This window comes from Flavobacterium sp. CF108, assembly GCF_900129795.1.
Lineage (GTDB): Bacteria > Bacteroidota > Bacteroidia > Flavobacteriales > Flavobacteriaceae > Flavobacterium.
In genome coordinates this window covers 97,069-116,857 of the sequence record NZ_FQWW01000009.1, presented here as the reverse complement: position 1 = coordinate 116,857, position 19,789 = coordinate 97,069, and the positions used below count along the sequence as shown (strand labels likewise).

The window sequence follows — 19,789 nt, the reverse complement described above, 5'->3', positions numbered from 1 at the left end:
TATGTATTTTATAAAATAAACCTCCAGTTAAAACTGGAGGCAATTCATTTTTTAATGATTGAAAAAATAAATAGATTCCAATTTTCTGTAGAGACGCACAGCTGTGCGTCTACGTCTCGTATATCAAATATTGGGGTTACGTTGCGTTAGACGCACTGCTGTGCGTCTCTACAGAAAATTGGGACGTATAAATCAATTCAAAAATTATCTAATTTTCAAATTGACACATTATCTAATTGACCAACATCGATTTTACATCACTCAACTTCCCATCAACCTGATCAATCTGCAATCCTAAAATATGGGCAATTAGCGGATAAACGGAAACATTTTGAAATGTTTTTACTGTTTTGTCTACTTTAAAAGCGGGTCCTTTCGCATAAAAAATAGCATGCATATCTTTCTCATCGTTGTCATAACCATGTGTACCGCCATTTATATGCGTACTTTCTTTACCAACTAAACTCCATCCTTTATCTGCTTCAATAACAAAATCATGTACACGCGGATTTGTTCCGTAATGTAATCTCTTCGGAACTTCGGTTGATTTCCAAAACTTGATATGTGGTACTTTTTTTAAAGCTTTTGCGATTGAATCTTGAAAGCCTGAATTTGCCTGAAGACTCATAATTGGATTAATAACATCTTTATAACCCAGCCATTCTGGTTTTAGATAATCCAGAACAGCTACTTTTTTATCATTGCTGATATCAGCCATTCCGTGATCTGAAACAATAATTAAATTGATTTGTTTTCCGATGGCTAATTGATCTAATTTTTTAGTCAATTGGCCCATAATAGAATCCATTTTAATGACCATTTTTTTGTTTTCAGGAGAAAGCGGACCAAAATTATGTCCGGTATGATCCGGTTCATCAAAATATAGAGTCACCAAATGCGGACGCTGTTTTTCTGGAAGTTGCAGCCATTTTAAAACGGTATCGATTCTCGCTCCATATGGAATTTTATTATCGTAATTTTTATAATAGCTTGGATTTCTTTTGTCAATATCAGATCCCGGCCAAAAGAATGATGCAGCTTTTACACCTTGCTGCTCAGCCACATTCCAAATAGGATTTCCGCCATAAAAACGTGAATCATTTTTTGCTTTGGATGACAATGAAAATATTTCATTTAGTGATGCGTCATAAAAAACATTATTGATGATTCCGTGATGATCTGGATAAAGTCCCGTCACAATAGAATAATGATTAGGGAAAGTTTTACTCGGATAAGAAGGTTTCATTGATTTTGCATGAACGCCTTCTTTTGCAATCTGCTTTAAATTTTGAAGATTAAATTGCTTTTGATAATCCCAGCGAAATCCATCCATAGAGACTAAAACTACATAAGAGTCTTTACTAGATTGGGCTTGTAAAACAAAAGAAAGTGAAAGGAAAATTAAAGATAGGAGTGAGGTAAAATGCTTTTTCATTATTGAATTTTATTGAATTCACAAATTTACCTATAAGAGTCTTTAACAGCAAAAAGAGAATGTTAAACAATCATAAAATAAAAGAAGGTTTGCCACGAATTACACGAATTTTCACGAATGCTTTGTGTGAAAAAAGTTTGCCACAGATTAAAAGGATTCTCACAGATTATAATTTTTTTAATCCTTTTAATCTGTGGCTAAAAAAAAATAATTCGTGAAAATTTGCGTAATTCGTGGCAAACAAAAACAAAAAAACGCCAGATTAATATCTGGCGTTTTAATTTTAAGAAAAGGATGATTACATCATTCCTGGCATACCGCCGCCCATTGGCATTCCGCCAGCGCTTTCTTCTTTAATATCAATTAATGCACATTCTGTAGTTAAGATCATTCCGGCAACAGATGCAGCATTTTCAAGAGCTACACGAGTTACTTTTTTAGGATCAATAATTCCAGCTGCAAGCATATCTACATATTCGTCAGTTTTAGCATTGTACCCAAAATCACCTGAACCTTCAGAAACTTTAGCAACAACTACAGAACCTTCAAGACCTGCATTTTCAACAATAGTTCTTAATGGAGATTCAACTGCACGAGAAACAATCTGGATTCCAGTTGCTTCGTCAGCGTTATCTGCTTTAAGTTCAGCTAAAACAGCTTTTGCTCTTAATAAAGCAACACCACCACCAGCAACAATTCCTTCTTCAACAGCAGCACGAGTTGCGTGTAAAGCGTCATCAACTCTGTCTTTTTTCTCTTTCATCTCCACTTCAGAAGCTGCACCAACATAAAGAACAGCAACACCACCAGCTAATTTAGCTAAACGCTCCTGTAATTTTTCTTTATCATAATCAGATGTTGTAGTTTCCATCTGGCCTTTAATTTGGTTAACTCTGTTTTTGATGATATCTGCTTCACCAGCTCCACTTACAATAGTTGTATTGTCTTTATCGATAGAAACTCTTTTTGCGTTTCCTAACATTTCGATAGTTGTATTTTCAAGCGTATAACCTCTTTCTTCAGAAATTACAGTTCCACCAGTTAAGATTGCGATATCTTCTAACATTGCTTTTCTTCTGTCTCCAAAACCTGGAGCTTTTACAGCAGCAATTTTAAGAGCACCTCTTAATTTGTTTACTACTAAAGTAGATAAAGCTTCTCCGTCAACATCTTCAGCGATAATCAATAATGGTTTTCCTGATTGTGCAACTGGCTCTAAAACCGGAAGTAATTCTTTTAAAGAAGATACTTTTTTGTCGTATAATAAGATGTATGGAGAGTCTAATTCAACTTCCATTTTCTCTGGGTTTGTTACGAAGTAAGGAGAAAGGTATCCTCTGTCAAACTGCATTCCTTCAACAACGTCAACGAAAGTATCAGTTCCTTTAGCTTCTTCAACAGTAATAACTCCTTCTTTACCCACTTTAGCGAAAGCAGTAGCGATCAACTCACCAATAACTTCGTCATTGTTTGCAGAGATAGAAGCAATTTGTTTGATTTTGTCAGAATCACTTCCAACAACTTTAGCTTGTTTTGCTAAGTCAGCAACAATAGCTTCAACCGCTTTATCGATACCACGTTTCAAGTCCATTGGATTTGCACCTGCAGCAACGTTTTTCAAACCTTCTTTTACGATAGCCTGAGCTAAAACTGTAGCAGTCGTAGTTCCGTCACCTGCTAAATCATTGGTTTTAGAAGCAACTTCTTTAACCATTTGCGCGCCCATGTTTTCTAATGGGTCTTTTAATTCGATTTCTTTTGCAACCGAAACACCATCTTTAGTAACTGTTGGTCCACCAAATGATTTTCCAATAATTACGTTACGACCTTTTGGTCCAAGCGTTACTTTTACAGCATTTGCTAATGCATCAACACCACGTTTTAATCCGTCACGTGCTTCAATATCAAATTTTATATCTTTTGCCATTTTTTTTATTTGCTTTAGGCAGTAGGCTTTAAGCTTTCTACTGCTGAGTTAATTTTTTTTTTACTGCTTTAAGCTTTAGGCAGTAGGCTTTACGCTTTGTTTATAAGCTTATTGCTTACGGCTTACAGCCTATTGCTGACTTAATACTTGTTTTAGTTTGTAAATTTTGCTTTTTATGCTGTTGATTTTTTCTATTTGGCTTTCAGCAATCTCATTGTCGAAATACTGTAGGTCTTTAGCTAAAATCAAAAGATATTCTGTCTCATTTGCAGAACCCAAAGCTATGTTGAGAAATTGATTGAATTCTTTGTCGCTGTTTCTTCCGCATCCTTCGCTAATGTTAGTTGGAATTGATGAAGAAGCTCTTCTTATCTGACTTGTTAATCCATAAAGTTCTTCTTTTGGAAAAATAGAAGTTATTTTATAAATTTCTAAGGTAAAAGAATGGCTTAGCTGCCAAATATCATATTTTTTAAAATCTCTCATTTTTTGTTAGCTTTAAGCTTTAGGCAATATGCTTTAAGCTTTTTGTTGGAGCTTAAAGCCTACAGCTTATAGCTTACAGCAATTTTTAAATTATTGCAAGAATATCATCCTCACGCATGATCAAATAATCAGTTCCTTCTAATTTCAATTCTGTTCCGGCATATTTACCGTACAAAACTGTATCACCAACTTTTACAGTCATAGTATGATCTTTAGATCCGTTTCCAACTGCTACTACAGTACCTTTTTGTGGTTTTTCTTTGGCAGTATCTGGAATAAAAATACCTGAAGCAGTTTTAGTCTCAGCTGCAACAGGTTCAATAAGTACGCGGTCTGAAAGCGGTTTAATGTTTAAAGCCATGATTTTATATTATATTAAGTTATACGTTTTTTAATGTTCAATAAACTTTCAGAAATTATGCCATGCTCTGTAAACTGACATTATTTCCTAAAAAAAATGCCAGCTTTGACAGGCTGGCATTTTAATTTATATCAAAATTATTATTTTGCTGCAGGTGCTGCCGGAGCAGGAGTTTGTTGAGCTGGCGCAGCAGGTGTAGATGCAGGCGCTTCTGTTTTATCAATAATTTTAGATCCTGTATCACCTAAAGCTCCAGTGAAGCTTAAGCTTGAAAGTAAGATTAAAGCAATCAAAATAGTAGCTAGTGTCCAAGTACTTTTATCTAAAAAGTCAGTTGTTTTTTGTACACCGCCTAACATTTGAGTTCCGCTGATAGTTGACGATAATCCTCCACCTTTAGGGTTTTGTACCATAATTACTACGATCAATAGAAAGCAAACTATTGTGATTAAAACTAAGAAAATTGAAAATGTGCTCATTGTATTAAATGTTATTGTTATTTTGTTGTAAAATCTTTATATCCGAAATGCGGTCTGCAAAGAAACTAATTTTTTCTGGATATTTCAAAATTAATATTTCATATGCTTGTATGGCCTTTGTATATTTTTTTTGTTCTAAATAAACACGGGCCAAAGTCTCTGTCATTAGGTATGAATTCTCCTCTTCATTAATATTAAAAGAAATAGGAGGAGTAGCCATTGTTGGTTTTATTGGAGAAATTTTTGGGTTTGTTTCAATAAAACGGTCAATTATTTCTGCCTTTTTTTTCTTTTCTTCCTCAACAGAAACTATTTCAGTCGTTTCAGTTGTTTTTTTTTCATCGGTTTCTGCATCTTTTGGAGCATCTGAACTTCTGTCAATAGGTTCTGCTTTAGCTAATTGCAGCCATTCCTGAAAAGAATGTTTCTCACGTACAAAATCTATTGGCTTGCCTATTTCTAAATTTTCCTCTGCTTCTTTTACAGATTCAGAAACTTCAATTTTAGGAATTTCAAATTCTAACAGTTCTGCTTCAGCTTTTGGTTCTTCAGCAATTATTGGTTCTTCAAAAGTTACGGTCGATGCTTCTTTAATAGAAACTATTATAGATTCCTTGATTGGATCAACATGTACTTCCTCAATTTCATCGTCTTCTACTACTTCATCAAAGAAAGTTATTTTTGTAACAGGTTTTTCGATAATAACATCAGCTGTTTTTTCTTCAATTTCTGGTACTTCTTTAAATGTATTTAGTATTTCTTCTTCGCTTGGAGTTACGATAGTTTCTTCTGTTTCCGCTTCAATTGTTTCTTCCTCAGTTTCGGTTACTTCTTTAAAAGTATCTAATATTTCTTCTTCACTTGGAGTAAGAACAGATTCATTAACAATTGCTTCAACAGTTATGTTTTCAATTTCTACTTCATTAAAAGAACTCTCTAATTTTTCTTCTTCAAAGGCAGCGATTGGTTCTTCTATAAGTTCTGGTTCAATTGTTTTTTCTTCAACTTCAGTTACTTCTTTAAAAGAGTTGAATATTTCTTCTTCATTAATAATAGCAATTGGCTTCTCTGCAGCTAAATTTTCAGTTGTTTCTTCAACAGCTGTTACTTCTTTAAAAGTGCTAAGTATTTCTTCTTCTGTTGGAATTACAATTGATGGCTCTGCAATATGATGTTCAATTGTTTGTTCCTGAACTTTTACAGGTTCTTCAAAAGTATTGGATTCAATTTCTTCTATTTGGTCTGAAGGTGATTCTTCAATAATCACTTCAGCTGTTTTTTCTACAATTTTAGAAGGTTCTTCAAAAACAACAGTTGTAGCCTCTTTAATCGATTTTAAAATAGATTCTTCAATTGGGTCAATTCGAACCCCCGGAATTTTTACAACCGGTTCAAAAGTAACGACTTCGCTGTCAAATACTTTTATTTCTAAAAGTTCTCTTAGTTTTTGATCGTAAAAATCATTCTGAATAGAAGTAAAAGTTTCAGAAGTTATAAAATCAAACAAAACCGAACGATCTGCCGTATGTGCCGCCGTTACTTTTAATGCATAATTATACTTAAAACTGTTTTGATTGTAAAGTCCTTTTAATCGAAGTGCTCTGGCACTTTGAAAATATGGAAATTCATTCAAAACACTTCCTAATGCTTCAGCCTGATTTTCTGTAATAGCATCAGGTTTGTTCATTAAGTATGTATAATCAGTAACGTTCATTTTTTATTGTTTAATCGTTTTTGTTTGTTTAACCGTTTATTTGTTTAACTGTTTAATTGCTTTAAAATCGATTAACCAATTAACCGATTCAACAAATAAACATTTTTACCATTTTGCCAATGATTCATTAAAGATATCCTGCGTGATTCTTTCGTAAATCGTTTTAATGGCTGTATTTAAAGTAGATCCTGTTGGAAGATCTCTTCCTTCGAAATCATAATAAAATTCGAAAGGTTTCTCAAAATCGTCAGTTTCTTTCTTTTTATTGGTAAACCTTACATTAATACGTATGGTTAAACGGTTTTGTGCCGCTTGCTGATCCGCTGTTGCGGTCATTGGAGTAATTCTGTAATCTACGATTTCTCCTTCATATATTAAATCCCCGCCATTACTAACCAGGTTTAAATTGGTTTGATTCATGATTAAATCCTGTAATGCCAGTGTAAAATCTCTATCAATTCCAGGTTCAATCAAATCAGCATTATTATGGAAAAAGTTAACCTGAAAAGTTTTAGCATCAATTTGCCCTGTTGAACCAGTAAAATTGTAAAATCCACAACCGCTAAAAGTTGTCGCAATTAAAAGAATTAGAAGATATTTTAAGTGTTTCATTTTATTTTATAAGATTACTCCGCCAGTTTGCTAACGTTTGGGTCAAAGATATTCAATTCGTTTAAAACATTTTTGAGTTTTAACTTCTTTACAGGAAATTACAAGTCGAATTGTTTAATTTTTCTGTACAAAGTTCTTTCAGAAATTCCTAATTCATCTGCAGCCGCTTTTCGTTTTCCTTTGTTTTTTTCTAATGATTTTTTGATCATTTCGATTTCTTTTTGTTCTAAACGCAGAATTTCTTCTTCCTCAATAGTTTCGGCAAATAAATAATTATCATCGGGAATCTGCTGATAGTTTTCTTCGCGGGTGTTTGGCGTCATAACCGCTGTTCTTGGTTCTTCTTCAAAATCAATTTCGCTGTCATTTTCCTGCGATCCGTATATCTTCTGAATCAAATTCGGATTAATATCCTGCATTTTTGAAGTGCCATTTTTCATCAATTCCAAAGTCAGCTTTTTCAGATCGTTTAAGTCGCTTCTCATATCAAAAAGCACTTTGTACAGAATGTCTCTTTCAGTACTAAAATCGCTGTCTTTCTTAGTGTCGTTTATTACAGATGGTAAATTGCTTCCTTCTGACGGAAGATAAGAGGATAAAGTCGAAGCCGAAATATCGCGATTGGTTTCTAAAACCGAAATCTGTTCAGCTACATTTCGAAGCTGACGAATGTTTCCGTTCCATCTAAATTTTTGAAGTACGTTTACCGCATCATCATCTAATTTTAACGGAGGCATTTTGTATTTATGGGCAAAATCGGCTACAAATTTTCTGAACAATAAATGAATATCGTCATTTCGCTCACGCAAAGGAGGTAATGTAATTTCGACCGTAGTTAAACGATAGTATAAATCCTCACGAAATTTTCCTTTTTCGATTGCATTAAACAAGTTTACGTTTGTTGCTGCTACAATACGAACATTGGTTTTTTGAACCTGTGACGAACCTACTTTTATAAATTCACCGTTTTCAAGAACACGCAGTAATCTCACCTGAGTTGTTAATGGCAATTCACCAACTTCATCAAGAAAAATAGTTCCGCCGTCGGCTACTTCAAAATAACCTTCACGTGTACTTGTAGCACCTGTAAAAGCTCCTTTTTCGTGTCCAAAAAGTTCACTGTCAATAGTTCCCTCCGGAATCGCTCCGCAGTTTACGGCAATATATTTACCATGCTTTCTGTGTGAAAGCGAATGTATAATTCTGGGAATATTTTCTTTACCAACACCACTTTCTCCAGTTACCATAACCGAAATATCAGTTGGAGCAACCTGAATGGCTTTTTCTATGGCACGATTTAATTTTGGATCATTACCAATAATCTCAAATCGTTGTTTTATTGCTTGAACTGTTTCCATGTATATTTTGTTTCAAGTTTTTGTTTGTTTCAGGTTTCACATTTAGCGTTTAACCTTAAAACTTAGGCTTATATTTTATTTTGCCACAGATTAAAGTGATTAACACAGATTATTCTAAATTATAAAATATATCTTTTATATTGAAGAGATTTTGTTTGAAAATTTACAAGCAATCCTACTTCTGAATCTGATAATTTTATGTAATTCAAGATCTGAGCAATATGTTCATTTGAAAATTCTTTTATTGCTTTTACCTCTAATACTATATCTTCATTAATAATGAAATCAGCATAAAATTTATGAGGCAAAATTTTACCCTTGTATTCAATTGAGTATTCCTTTTCTCTTTCAAAAGGAATGTTATTTTCTTTAAATTCTAATTCTAAAGCATCTTTGTAAACTACTTCTAATAGACCAGGTCCAAGATTTCGGTGTACTTCCATACAAATTCCAATAATCTTATAAGTGTCTTTCTCTCTATAATGTTGCATGAATATTTATTTGCTACAAATTAAAGAAAGAAAAATAATACAAAAATCATTTTAATCCTTTTAATCTGTGGCAAAAAAAAATTAATTCATGCTGCTTAATCCAACCGCTTCACCTTTTAAAGTTCCGGAAGTACAGCTTGTGATCTTTACGTTTACGAAATCTCCAATTTTATAATTCTCTTTAGGAAACACAACTGTAATACTTTGAGAATTTCTTCCTGAAAATTCGTCTTTTGATTTTTTAGAAACTTTTTCTACTAAAACTTCAACTGTTTTTCCAACAAATTCCTCACTTCTAAACCAAGCATGTTTTTGCTGTAAATCGACAATTTCCTGAAGTCTTCTGGCTTTCGTTTCTTCCTCGACATCATCTTTCATTTTTCTTCCTGCCAAAGTTCCTGGGCGTTCAGAATACGAATACATATAGCCAAAATTATATTTTACATATTCCATTAAACTCATCGTATCTCGGTGATCTTGCTCCGTTTCAGTTGGGAAACCGGCAATCATATCCTGCGAAATCGAAGCATCTGGAACAATCGCCCTGATTTTATCAATCAAAGCCATATATTCTTCACGAGAGTGAAGACGATTCATTTCTTTTAAAATTCGGTTACTTCCAGATTGAACCGGCAAGTGAATGTGTTTACAAATATTTGGATATTTTGCAATAACATGCAGAATGCTTTCGTGCATATCCTGCGGATTTGAAGTCGAAAATCTGATACGCATTTTAGGGAATCCAACAGCAACCATTTCAAGTAATTGATCAAAATCAACTGCAGTCGCTTTTTGCATATCTGAAGCGTTTACGAAATCCTTTTTCAAACCGCCGCCGTACCAAAGGTAACTGTCCACATTTTGACCTAAAAGTGTAATTTCTTTAAAACCTTTATTCCATAAATCCTGAATTTCGGTCATAATACTTTGAGGTTCACGACTACGCTCACGTCCACGTGTAAAAGGCACAACGCAAAACGTACACATATTATCGCAGCCACGAGTAATAGAAACCAAAGCAGTAATTCCGTTACTCATTAAACGAACGGGCGAAATATCTCCGTAAGTTTCTTCTTTGGATAAAATTACATTGATAGCGTCGCGGCCTTCTTCAACTTCTGCTAATAAATTCGGAAGATCTTTGTAAGCATCAGGACCAACAACAAGATCAACTATTTTCTCTTCTTCCAAAAACTGACTTTTCAAACGCTCCGCCATACAGCCTAAAACGCCTACTTTCATTTTTGGATTTGTTCGTTTAACGGCGTTGTATTTCTCTAAACGTTTACGAATAGTCTGTTCGGCTTTGTCACGAATAGAACAAGTGTTCACCAAAACCAAATCGGCTTCTTCTAGAACCGAAGTAGTGTTGTAGCCACCGTCAGACAAAATGGAAGCCACGACTTCACTGTCCGAAAAATTCATCGCACAGCCGTAACTTTCTATAAATAGTTTTTTAGTATTCTCAGGTTTATTCTCCAAAACAAGACTTTCGCCCTGTTTGCTTTCTTCAATAATCTTTTCCATTGTAAAAATTCAAAGTGCAAAGATAGGGTAAATACAGTCAATATGACAAGATGGCAGAGGAGAAATTTTAGATTTTAGATTGTAGATTGTAGATTATTTGTGCTTTTATGAAATTTTTGGGAATCTAAAATCTACATTCTAAAATCTAAAATATTTAAATAGCACTGAATCTTCAGCTTACATTAAATCTTTGCGAACTTTGCGTAAACCTTTGTGAACTTTGCGGTTAAATTTTTAGTTTTAGCACTTAGATTTTATATTAATAGAAATGAATTAAGATTCATGAGAAAGCTAAAATCTAAAACCAGCAATCTAAAATAAAAGAATTTGACGGTCATAATCCTATAAAAGTTATACCTATATATATATTACAGAATATTACAGATAAATCTGCAATTTTAAGTTTCATAATATCAAAATACCTCAAAAATTCAATCGCGAGGTTAATATTTAAAAAAAATAAATACTTTTGTTGCAGAAAATAAGAGCAATGGCAAAGAATTTAGTAATAGTGGAATCACCTGCAAAGGCGAAAACGATCGAGAAATTTCTTGGGAGCGATTTTCAGGTGGAGTCAAGTTATGGTCACATAGCCGACTTACCATCAAAGGAAATAGGGGTAGATGTAGAGAATGGTTTTAAACCTAAATATGAAGTTTCTCCGGATAAAAAAGCCTTGGTAAGTAAACTTAAGACACTATCTAAAAATGCCGAAATGGTTTGGTTAGCAAGTGATGAGGACCGCGAAGGAGAAGCTATTTCATGGCACTTGGCGGAAGAACTGAAACTGGATACAAAAAAAACAAAGCGAATTGTTTTTCATGAAATCACCAAATCTGCGATTCTTAAAGCAATCGAAAACCCAAGAGAAATTGATTATAATTTAGTAAACGCACAACAGGCACGTCGTGTTCTGGATCGTTTAGTAGGTTACGAATTGTCTCCGGTTTTGTGGAGAAAAATCAAAGGCGGACTTTCTGCAGGTCGTGTACAGTCTGTTTCTGTACGTTTGATTGTGGAGAGAGAACGCGAAATTCAAAGTTTCAATGCTGTTGCAACCTATTCAATTGTTGCCGAATTTGTAAACGAAGCAGGAAAAGCTTTTAAAGCAAAACTTCCAAAAAATTTTAATACTAAAAAAGAAGCCGAAGATTTCTTAAATCAAAACATCGGTTCAAAATATACGGTAGCTGATTTAGAAACTAAACCTACCAAAAAATCACCAACAGCACCTTTTACAACTTCTACGCTTCAACAGGAAGCAGCAAGAAAATTGTATTTGCCAGTTGGAATCACAATGCAGTTAGCACAGCGTTTGTACGAAGCGGGACTTATTACTTATATGAGAACTGACTCGGTGAATCTTTCAAAAGATGCAATGGGTGCGGCTGAAGCTGAAATCATAAAATCATACGGAAAAGAGTTTTCAAAACCGAGAACTTTTGCAACAAAAAGTAAAGGAGCACAAGAAGCGCACGAAGCAATTCGTCCGACTGATATGTCTCGTCATACTGTAAATATTGATCGTGATCAGGCTCGTTTGTATGATTTGATCTGGAAAAGAACATTGGCTTCGCAAATGAGCGATGCACAATTAGAAAGAACAAACGTGAAAATTGAAGCTGATAATCACAGCGAAATTTTTGCAGCTTCGGGAGAAGTTTTACTTTTTGAAGGTTTCTTAAAAGTTTACTTAGAAGGTCACGATGATGACGAAGAAGAACAAGAAGGAATGCTTCCTGCATTAAAAGTAAATGAAAAACTAGCTAACAATTATATTACAGCTACAGAACGATATTCAAGACCGCCTTCAAGATATACTGAGGCATCTTTGGTTAAAAAACTAGAGGAACTTGGAATTGGACGTCCGTCTACTTATGCACCAACAATCTCTACAATTATCAACAGAAATTATGTTGAAAAAGGTACACTTGAAGGTCAGGAACGTAAATATACACAGCTTACTTTGCAAAACAGTAAAGTAGGAGAGAAGGTTTTAAAAGAAAATACAGGTTCTGATAAAGGAAAATTAGTTCCAACAGATATTGGAACTATCGTAACAGATTTCTTAGTTAAGAATTTCGGAAATATTTTAGATTATAATTTTACTGCAAAAGTAGAACAGGATTTTGATGAAATTGCCGAAGGAAATATTGACTGGGCAATCATGATGCAGGATTTTTACAATAAATTTCACCCAAATGTAAAAGAAGTTGAGGCAAATGCTGAACGTGAAAGTGGTGAAAGAATTTTGGGTAAAGATGCTGACGGAAGACAGGTTTCTGTTCGTTTAGGAAAATTTGGACCAATGGCTCAAATTGGAGAAGCAGACGATGAAGATAAAAAGTTTGCCAGCTTAATGGCGGATCAAAATATTGGAAATATTACGCTTGAAGAAGCTTTGAATTTATTCTTGCTTCCTAAAACTTTAGGAGATTATAAAGGAGAAGAAGTAGAAGTTAGCAACGGTCGTTACGGTCCTTATGTTCGTCATGGAAGTGTGTTTATTTCATTACCTAGAGGAGAAGATCCTTTGAGTGTTACCAAAGAAAGAGCTCAGGAATTAATTGATGAAAAAGCTCTTGCAGATGCTCCAATTGCGGTTTATAAAGGAGAAGCTGTTCAAAAAGGTGTGGGACGTTTTGGTCCTTTCATTAAATGGAATGGTCTTTTTGTAAATGTTAGTAAAAAATACAATTTTGATAATTTATCTCAGGCTGATGTTGAGGAATTAATTGAAGATAAATTACAAAAAAACATAGATAAAGTTCTTCACAATTGGGAAGACGAAGGAATTTTGGTTGAAAAAGCGCGCTGGGGACGCTCGGTTATTACAAAAGGTAAAATCAAAATTGAGCTAAGCAAAGATGTTGATGCAACAAAGTTAACATTGGCCGAAGTTCAGGAAATGATCGAGAAAAAAGCACCGGCTAAAAAAACCGCTGCCAAGAAAACAACAGCAGCAAAAAAAGCACCAGCAAAAAAAACAGCAGCAAAAAAGAAATAAAGAATGGAATTTGATTTTCTAGAGCCTTTAAATGATGGAATTTTAAAATTCATTAGTTCATTGTCTTCACAAGAACTGGGAAGTAAAATTGTTTTGCATACTCAGGATCAATTTCCGGATATTAGTAAAATTAACATTGCAATTGTTGGAGTTTTAGAAGACCGACGCAATATTAACATGGTTAATGAAGTTAATCTTACTACAGTTCGTAAAAAGCTTTATGGGATGTTCCCTGGAAATTGGGATGCTTCAATTGCTGATTTAGGAGATATCCTTGCTGGAGATTCTGTAGAGGATACTTATTTTGCAGTTAAAAAGGTAACTTCTGCATTAATTAAAAATAAAGTCATTCCTATAGTTCTAGGAGGTTCGCAGGATTTAACATACGCTTTATATCGCGCATATGATGATTTAGAGCAAATGGTAAATATGGTTGCTGTAGATAACAGATTTGATTTTGGCAAAGAAGATGAAACCGTTTCGGCTAATTCATATTTAACAAAAATCATAATTGATGAGCCTAATAATCTTTTCAATTACTGTAATATAGGATACCAAACGTACTATAATTCGCAGGAAGAAATTGATTTAATTGAAAAATTGTTTTTTGATGCTTACCGTTTAGGTGAAATCTCAAACAAAATAGCACTGGCAGAACCTGTTTTTAGAGATGCTGATTTAGTTAGTATCGATTTGAATTCGGTAAAGTCTTCAGCTTCAGGAAATACAATTTCATTTGAACCAAATGGTTTCAACGGAAAAGAAATTTGTTCTTTGGCACGATATGCGGGAATTAGTGATAAAGTATCTTCTTTTGGAGTATTTAATCATAATAGCACAGCTGCAGAAGCGCCTATTATTGCTCAGATTGTTTGGTATTTTATAGAAGGATATCATTATCGTTCAAAAGAATACCCATTTGGAAGCAGAACAAATTATTTAAAATATATTGTTCCTTTAGAAGAAGAGGAGCTGGTATTTTATAAAAGTGATAAAACAGAGCGTTGGTGGATCGAGATTCCATTTGAAACAAACGGCAGCAATAAACTAAAAAGAAATACGTTATTACCGTGTTCTTATGAAGAATATTTGAGCGCTTGTAATCAGGAATTGCCAGAAAGATGGTGGAAAGCACAGCGAAAAAATGCTTTGTAGAAGAAAATTTTAATGAAAATCTTAATTTTTTCAAGTTTTTCAAAATATAGTTAAAAAATTTAGTAAGATAAGGTTTATATATTATAAAATTTAACGTTTTACGTCGATTTTTTTAATCAGTTTGTCGATGAAATATTTTTTTTTTATTTTATTTAACATTATTTTTGAACGGTAAAATAAATTTCGCAAGTAGTATTGTTTTTTAGATAAATAATAAATACGTTTACGGACTTTTAATAATGAATAGATAATCCCAAATTTATATGAAGAAGTTTATTGCATTTGCAGCAATGTTAACACTAGTAATCGGCTGTGGTAAGTCAGGTGACAAAGGTGAATTAGTTGGTGTTACAGGAGGGAAATGGCATCCCGAGAAGCCTTATGGAATGACATTAGTTCCTGGTGGATCTTTTATCATGGGTAAATCAGATGCTGATTTAGCTAACGTAGAAGATGCTCCAACTAAAACAGTAACGGTTAGATCATTTTATATGGACGAAACTGAGATTACTAACAGTGAGTACCGTCAATTCGTAGAATGGGTAAAAGATTCTACAATGAGAGTACGTCTTGCTATTTTGGCTGATGAAACTGGTCAAAAAAGTACTGGTGGTAAAGGTGCTAAAGGAGGAAGTATCGCTGATTATGCATTTAATGATTCTGAGCCGGATAAAATGACAGCTTACGATAAATATATGTATGATAACTACTATAGTGTAGGAACAAAAGATGATCCGTATGCTGGTAGAAAATTAAACAAAAAAGTTAAGTTAATTAGAGATACTAAAGCTTATCCAGATGAGTATTATGCTGAAGTAATGGATTCTATGTATTTACCAATTGAAGAATCATACAATGGTTTAAGAACAATTGATGTAAATAAATTGAAATTCCGTTATTCTTGGATGGACATTCAGGCTGCTGCAAAAGCTAAAGTTGGAAAAAGAAAAGACTTCGTTAAAACTGAACAAGTTAGTGTATACCCTGATACTACGGTTTGGATTAAAGATTTCGCATATTCATATAATGAGCCAATGCACAATGATTATTTCTGGCATAAAGCTTATGGAGATTATCCAGTAGTGGGTGTAACTTGGAAACAAGCTAAAGCATTCTGTGCTTGGAGAACTTTAAACAAAAACAGCTACATTAAATCTAAGAAAAAAGGACGTGACCTAGTTAACGCATTCAGACTTCCAACAGAAGCAGAATGGGAGTATGCTGCAAGAGGTGGTCTGGAGTCTGGTACTTATCCTTGGGGAGGTCCTTACACTAAGAGTGACAGAGGATGTTTCATGGCAAACTTTAAGCCTAACAGAGGAGATTATGCTGCCGATGAAGCTTTATATACTGTTGAAGCGAAATCTTACGAACAAAACGGATACGGATTATATAACATGGCAGGAAACGTTTCAGAGTGGACAGATTCAGCTTACAATCCAAACGCATACGAGTATGTTTCTACAATGAACCCTAACGTAATTGACGGAAAGAACCAAAGAAAAGTGGTTCGTGGAGGATCTTGGAAAGACGTTGCTTACTTCCTACAAGTAAGTACTCGTGATCACGAATATGCTGATTCTGCAAGAAGTTATATCGGTTTCAGAACTGTACAAGATTACATGGGAACTCAAGTAACTGGAAACGGAACTGGTAAAAAGAAATAGTAATTTATAATTCAATCAATACAATAACCAAATCGAATCTATTTTAAAATTAAAACCTAAAAAAAAATTATTATGGCATTATTAAGTAAAAAAGCAATGAATTTCGCTTATGGTATGGGAGCGGCAGTAGTAATCGTTGGAGCATTATTCAAAATTACTCACTTTGAAATTGGACCATTAACAGGAACAGTTATGCTTTCAGTTGGTTTATTAACTGAGGCGTTAATCTTCGCGTTATCTGCTTTTGAACCAGTTGAAGACGAGTTAGATTGGACTCTTGTTTACCCAGAATTAGCTAACGGACAAGCTAGAAAAAAAGCGGATAAACCAGAAACTACTGATGCCCAAGGATTATTATCTCAAAAATTAGATGCAATGTTAAAAGAAGCTAAAGTTGACGGTGAGTTAATGGCAAGCTTAGGAAACAGCATCAAAAACTTCGAAGGGGCTGCTAAAGCAATCTCTCCAACAGTTGACTCTATTGCAGGACAAAAGAAATATTCTGAAGAATTATCTGTTGCTGCTGCTCAAATGGAATCATTAAACAGTTTATACAAAGTACAATTAGAAAGTGCAGCAAGAAATGCTGAAGCTAATAAAGAAATCGCTGATAACGCATCTAAATTAAAAGAGCAAATGGCGTCTATGACTGCAAACATTGCTTCTTTAAATAGTGTTTATGGTGGTATGCTTTCTGCAATGAGTAACAAAGGATAATTAGTTTTTAACTATTATATTAAAATTATTAATAAGAACTAATTAGAAAAAAATGGCAGGAGGAAAATTAACCCCTAGACAGAAGATGATTAACCTGATGTATCTGGTTTTCATCGCGATGTTAGCAATGAACGTATCAAAAGAAGTAATTTCTGCTTTTGGTTTGATGAATGAAAAATTTGAAGCTGCAAATACTACTTCAGTTACAACAAACGAAGGCTTATTACAATCTTTAGATCAAAAGGCTGCTGAGGCAAAAGGAGAGTTCATTACTGCAGCAGAAACTGCTCACAAAGTTGAAGGAATCTCAAAAGAATTTTACGATTATATCGGTACTTTAAAAGCTCAGTCTATCAAAGGATTTGAGGTTGAAAAAGAAACTGGAAAACTACCATACGAAGCTATGGATAGAGGTGATAACATCGATGACTGGTTTACAGGAGACGGTTACACTAAAAAAGGTAACGAAATCATCGCTAAAATCGAAAAATACAAAGCAGACTTAAAAGCTGCTTTAGGAACAGATAAAAAGTATGCTAACATTATTGCAGAAGTTGATAAGAAATTTGATGTTTCTGAAGTAAAAAACAAAGAAGGTATAAAAGAAAAATACTTAGCTTACCACTTTAAAGGTTTTCCTGCAATCGCATCTGCTGCTAAACTTTCAGCTTGGCAAAATGATGTTAAAAAAGCAGAAACTGATGTTTACAACAGTGCTTTAGGAAAAGCTGCAGTTGCTGCTGCTTCTTATAGCAACTACCAAGCAATCGTTGTTTTAGATAAAAATGCTTATTTCCAAGGAGAAAAAGTTACAGGTAAAGTAGTTTTAGGTCGTTATGACGAAAATACAAAACCAACTTCATTCCAAGGTCCTGGACAAATTGTTAACGGACAAGCTGTTATCTCTTTAACTGCAGGTGGTGTAGGTGAACAAAACATTAATGGTCAATTTACTTTCTTAGAAGACGGTAAAAATATTCCATTGAAATTTAAAGGAACTTACGTTGTAGTTCCAAGACCAAACTCAGCTACGATTTCTGCTGATAAAATGAATGTAGTGTATAGAGGAGTTGTTAACCCAATCTCTGTATCATTTGCAGGAGTTGATGCTAACAAAATTTCTGCTAGCGCTCCAGGATTATCTTCAGCTGGTAAACCAGGTAAATATAACATGAGCCCAGGTTCAGGAACAGAAGCTACAATTTCTGTAACAGGAACATTACCAAACGGAGATAAAGTTACTGATAAGAAATCATTCAGAATTAAAGGTATTCCTGGACCAACAGGAACAATTAGAGGTGAGATGGGAGTTGTTAAAGGTCCTAGATCTAACTTAGAAATTGCTACTATTGGTGCTAAATTACTTGATTTTGATTTTGAAGTTGGTTTAGATGTTGTTGGATTTAACATGAAAATTGCCGGACAGCCTACAGTTGTTGTTACTGGTAATAGATTAAATGCACAATGTAAGCAAGTACTTTCAAGAGCAGGTAAAGGAGATCAAGTTACTATTTCTGAAATTAAAACTAAACTTGTTGGAGCTGGTAGTTATTTATTACCAAGAACTGCTCCGGTAATTTATGAAATACAATAATTAAGTACTGAAATCTTCAGTCAATATCTTATAATAATACCACGATGAAAGTAAGAAATTTTTTAATAGCTATTGTTCTAATCGCTGGAGGTTTTGCTTCTAATGCGCAATCAAATTTGCTTAATGCAAAAACGCCTGCCCAAATTGGGCTTAAAACTCCTGCGCAACTTATCTCTGATAATGATAAGCCTTTAGCTTACGGTTATGTAGATGATAGAGATATCTTGATGGGTAAAACAACTTGGGAGATTATTGACTTAAATGAAAAGATCAATTTCCCTATGTATTTTCCAGTAGATACTGCTAATATTGGTTCTGATAGACGTTCATTATATGATGTTTTGACGAAAGCCGTTAGAAAAGGCCAAATAACTGAGGTTTATTCTGATAGTTATTTCAATACTAAAAAATCTATGAAAGACATCGAAGGTGCTTTATCTCGTATTGACACAACAGATGCAGGTAGAGAACTTATCAACCAATATCCAGATGACTATAAAGCACGTGTTGTTAAGAAAAAAGTAGTTACTGGTACTGGTAAAAAGAAAGTTGTTACTTATGTAGATGAAACAGTTGGGCCAACAAGAACAGTTCCTGCTGAATATATCTTAAAGCAAGATCTTACTGCTGCAGATGTTACTCAGTATAAAATTAAAGGATACTGGTATTTTGATAAACGTCAAAGTGAATTAAAATATCGTTTACTTGGAATTTGCCCTGTAACTCCAGACGTTTACACAATGAATAGTGACGAAAAGGATTATATCGAATTATTTTGGGTTTTCTTCCCAAATGCGAGAGCGGTGCTTCATGATGCAAAAGCTTTCAATGATAGCAATTCTGCACTTCCAATTTCATTCGATCAGATTTTAAATTCAAGACGTTTTAATGCGATTGTCTATAAAGAAGAAAACTTGTACCAAGATCGTGAGATCAAAGAATACATGAAAGATAACGCTCAAAATCAGTTATTAGAATCTGAAAGAGTAAAAGAGAAGATTCGTAACTTTGAACAAGATATGTGGAACTACTAAGTTCTAAAATTAAATTATAAGAAAAACTCTTACTACAAACGTAGTAAGAGTTTTTTTTTGATCAGATCTCAACACTTTTTAATACTACATTATATAAGATTGTATTAATTTTTAGATTTTAAAAAAAAATAAAATACTAGGGAAAGATATTGCAAAAGGCATGATTTTATTTTGTAATACTCAGATTTATAGTGTTTTGTGAACTATTTATTGTATGTTAGCTAA

General features: G+C 33.9%; 16 protein-coding genes. 6 read left to right on the top strand and 10 right to left on the bottom strand.

Features of this window, described 5'->3' with window-relative positions; genetic code table 11:
- Positions 1-232 precede the first annotated feature (232 nt).
- The 10 genes from BUE10_RS21315 to miaB all read right to left on the bottom strand — a co-directional run bounded on the left by BUE10_RS21315 (position 233) and on the right by miaB (position 10,390).
- Entirely contained in the window at positions 233-1,435 is a 1,203-nt protein-coding gene (locus tag BUE10_RS21315; RefSeq protein WP_073488825.1) for an alkaline phosphatase family protein, read from the bottom strand.
- A gap of 298 nt (positions 1,436-1,733) precedes the next feature.
- Entirely contained in the window at positions 1,734-3,362 is a 1,629-nt protein-coding gene (gene groL / locus BUE10_RS21310) for a chaperonin GroEL (RefSeq protein WP_073488823.1), read from the bottom strand.
- Positions 3,363-3,491: 129 nt separating this feature from the next.
- Positions 3,492-3,848, bottom strand: a complete 357-nt coding sequence (locus BUE10_RS24160) for a four helix bundle protein (protein WP_200801727.1) — start codon at positions 3,846-3,848, stop codon at positions 3,492-3,494.
- An 85-nt stretch (positions 3,849-3,933) separates the two neighbouring features.
- Positions 3,934-4,209: a co-chaperone GroES gene (groES, locus tag BUE10_RS21305; protein WP_012023920.1), complete on the bottom strand. Its 276-nt coding sequence runs from the start codon at positions 4,207-4,209 to the stop codon at positions 3,934-3,936.
- 140 nt (positions 4,210-4,349) lie between these two features.
- Positions 4,350-4,688 (bottom strand): preprotein translocase subunit SecG, encoded by a 339-nt coding sequence (secG, locus tag BUE10_RS21300; RefSeq protein WP_073488821.1) that lies wholly within the window; start codon positions 4,686-4,688, stop codon positions 4,350-4,352.
- Positions 4,689-4,692: 4 nt separating this feature from the next.
- The gene (locus tag BUE10_RS24155) at positions 4,693-6,402 is read right to left on the bottom strand and encodes a tetratricopeptide repeat protein (RefSeq protein WP_073488819.1); all 1,710 of its coding nucleotides are present in this window, start codon (positions 6,400-6,402) and stop codon (positions 4,693-4,695) included.
- A 105-nt stretch (positions 6,403-6,507) separates the two neighbouring features.
- Complete coding sequence (locus BUE10_RS21290) at positions 6,508-7,014, bottom strand: LptE family protein (protein WP_073488818.1); 507 nt, start codon at positions 7,012-7,014, stop codon at positions 6,508-6,510.
- A gap of 98 nt (positions 7,015-7,112) precedes the next feature.
- Positions 7,113-8,372, bottom strand: coding sequence for a sigma-54 interaction domain-containing protein (locus tag BUE10_RS21285; RefSeq protein WP_073488816.1), 1,260 nt, complete (start codon positions 8,370-8,372; stop codon positions 7,113-7,115).
- A 119-nt stretch (positions 8,373-8,491) separates the two neighbouring features.
- A complete protein-coding gene (locus tag BUE10_RS21280; RefSeq protein ID WP_073488814.1) occupies positions 8,492-8,863 on the bottom strand; it encodes a GxxExxY protein in 372 nt (123 codons plus the stop codon).
- An 81-nt stretch (positions 8,864-8,944) separates the two neighbouring features.
- Positions 8,945-10,390, bottom strand: coding sequence for a tRNA (N6-isopentenyl adenosine(37)-C2)-methylthiotransferase MiaB (miaB, locus tag BUE10_RS21275; protein WP_073488812.1), 1,446 nt, complete (start codon positions 10,388-10,390; stop codon positions 8,945-8,947).
- A gap of 490 nt (positions 10,391-10,880) precedes the next feature.
- Here miaB and topA point away from each other — a divergent pair, with 490 nt between their 5' ends.
- The 6 genes from topA (at position 10,881) to gldN (ending at position 19,564) form a co-directional block, all read left to right on the top strand.
- The gene (gene topA / locus BUE10_RS21270) at positions 10,881-13,397 is read left to right on the top strand and encodes a type I DNA topoisomerase (RefSeq protein WP_073488810.1); all 2,517 of its coding nucleotides are present in this window, start codon (positions 10,881-10,883) and stop codon (positions 13,395-13,397) included.
- Positions 13,398-13,400: 3 nt separating this feature from the next.
- Entirely contained in the window at positions 13,401-14,552 is a 1,152-nt protein-coding gene (locus tag BUE10_RS21265) for a formimidoylglutamase (RefSeq protein WP_073488808.1), read from the top strand.
- A 263-nt stretch (positions 14,553-14,815) separates the two neighbouring features.
- Entirely contained in the window at positions 14,816-16,219 is a 1,404-nt protein-coding gene (gldK, locus tag BUE10_RS21260; protein ID WP_053470628.1) for a T9SS ring complex lipoprotein PorK/GldK, read from the top strand.
- A gap of 72 nt (positions 16,220-16,291) precedes the next feature.
- Positions 16,292-16,936 carry a type IX secretion system motor protein PorL/GldL gene (gldL, locus tag BUE10_RS21255; protein ID WP_056204976.1) on the top strand — a complete coding sequence of 215 codons (645 nt, stop codon included), beginning with the start codon at positions 16,292-16,294 and terminating at the stop codon, positions 16,934-16,936.
- A gap of 52 nt (positions 16,937-16,988) precedes the next feature.
- Positions 16,989-18,530, top strand: a complete 1,542-nt coding sequence (gldM, locus tag BUE10_RS21250) for a type IX secretion system motor protein PorM/GldM (RefSeq protein ID WP_073488806.1) — start codon at positions 16,989-16,991, stop codon at positions 18,528-18,530.
- Positions 18,531-18,574: 44 nt separating this feature from the next.
- Entirely contained in the window at positions 18,575-19,564 is a 990-nt protein-coding gene (gene gldN / locus BUE10_RS21245) for a type IX secretion system ring subunit PorN/GldN (RefSeq protein WP_073488804.1), read from the top strand.
- The last annotated feature ends 225 nt before the right edge of the window (positions 19,565-19,789 follow it).

Bases quoted from the DNA above. Each gene is read 5' to 3' on its own strand.
- BUE10_RS21265 (WP_073488808.1), top strand. From the start codon at position 13,401: ATGGAATTTGATTTTCTAGAGCCTTTAAATGATGGAATTTTAAAATTC.
- BUE10_RS24155 (WP_073488819.1), bottom strand. From the start codon at position 6,402: ATGAACGTTACTGATTATACATACTTAATGAACAAACCTGATGCTATT.
- secG (WP_073488821.1), bottom strand. From the start codon at position 4,688: ATGAGCACATTTTCAATTTTCTTAGTTTTAATCACAATAGTTTGCTTT.
- BUE10_RS21290 (WP_073488818.1), bottom strand. From the start codon at position 7,014: ATGAAACACTTAAAATATCTTCTAATTCTTTTAATTGCGACAACTTTT.
- gldM (WP_073488806.1), top strand. From the start codon at position 16,989: ATGGCAGGAGGAAAATTAACCCCTAGACAGAAGATGATTAACCTGATG.
- gldK (WP_053470628.1), top strand. From the start codon at position 14,816: ATGAAGAAGTTTATTGCATTTGCAGCAATGTTAACACTAGTAATCGGC.
- topA (WP_073488810.1), top strand. From the start codon at position 10,881: ATGGCAAAGAATTTAGTAATAGTGGAATCACCTGCAAAGGCGAAAACG.
- BUE10_RS21280 (WP_073488814.1), bottom strand. From the start codon at position 8,863: ATGCAACATTATAGAGAGAAAGACACTTATAAGATTATTGGAATTTGT.
- groES (WP_012023920.1), bottom strand. From the start codon at position 4,209: ATGGCTTTAAACATTAAACCGCTTTCAGACCGCGTACTTATTGAACCT.
- gldL (WP_056204976.1), top strand. From the start codon at position 16,292: ATGGCATTATTAAGTAAAAAAGCAATGAATTTCGCTTATGGTATGGGA.
- BUE10_RS21315 (WP_073488825.1), bottom strand. From the start codon at position 1,435: ATGAAAAAGCATTTTACCTCACTCCTATCTTTAATTTTCCTTTCACTT.
- groL (WP_073488823.1), bottom strand. From the start codon at position 3,362: ATGGCAAAAGATATAAAATTTGATATTGAAGCACGTGACGGATTAAAA.
- miaB (WP_073488812.1), bottom strand. From the start codon at position 10,390: ATGGAAAAGATTATTGAAGAAAGCAAACAGGGCGAAAGTCTTGTTTTG.
- BUE10_RS24160 (WP_200801727.1), bottom strand. From the start codon at position 3,848: ATGAGAGATTTTAAAAAATATGATATTTGGCAGCTAAGCCATTCTTTT.
- gldN (WP_073488804.1), top strand. From the start codon at position 18,575: ATGAAAGTAAGAAATTTTTTAATAGCTATTGTTCTAATCGCTGGAGGT.
- BUE10_RS21285 (WP_073488816.1), bottom strand. From the start codon at position 8,372: ATGGAAACAGTTCAAGCAATAAAACAACGATTTGAGATTATTGGTAAT.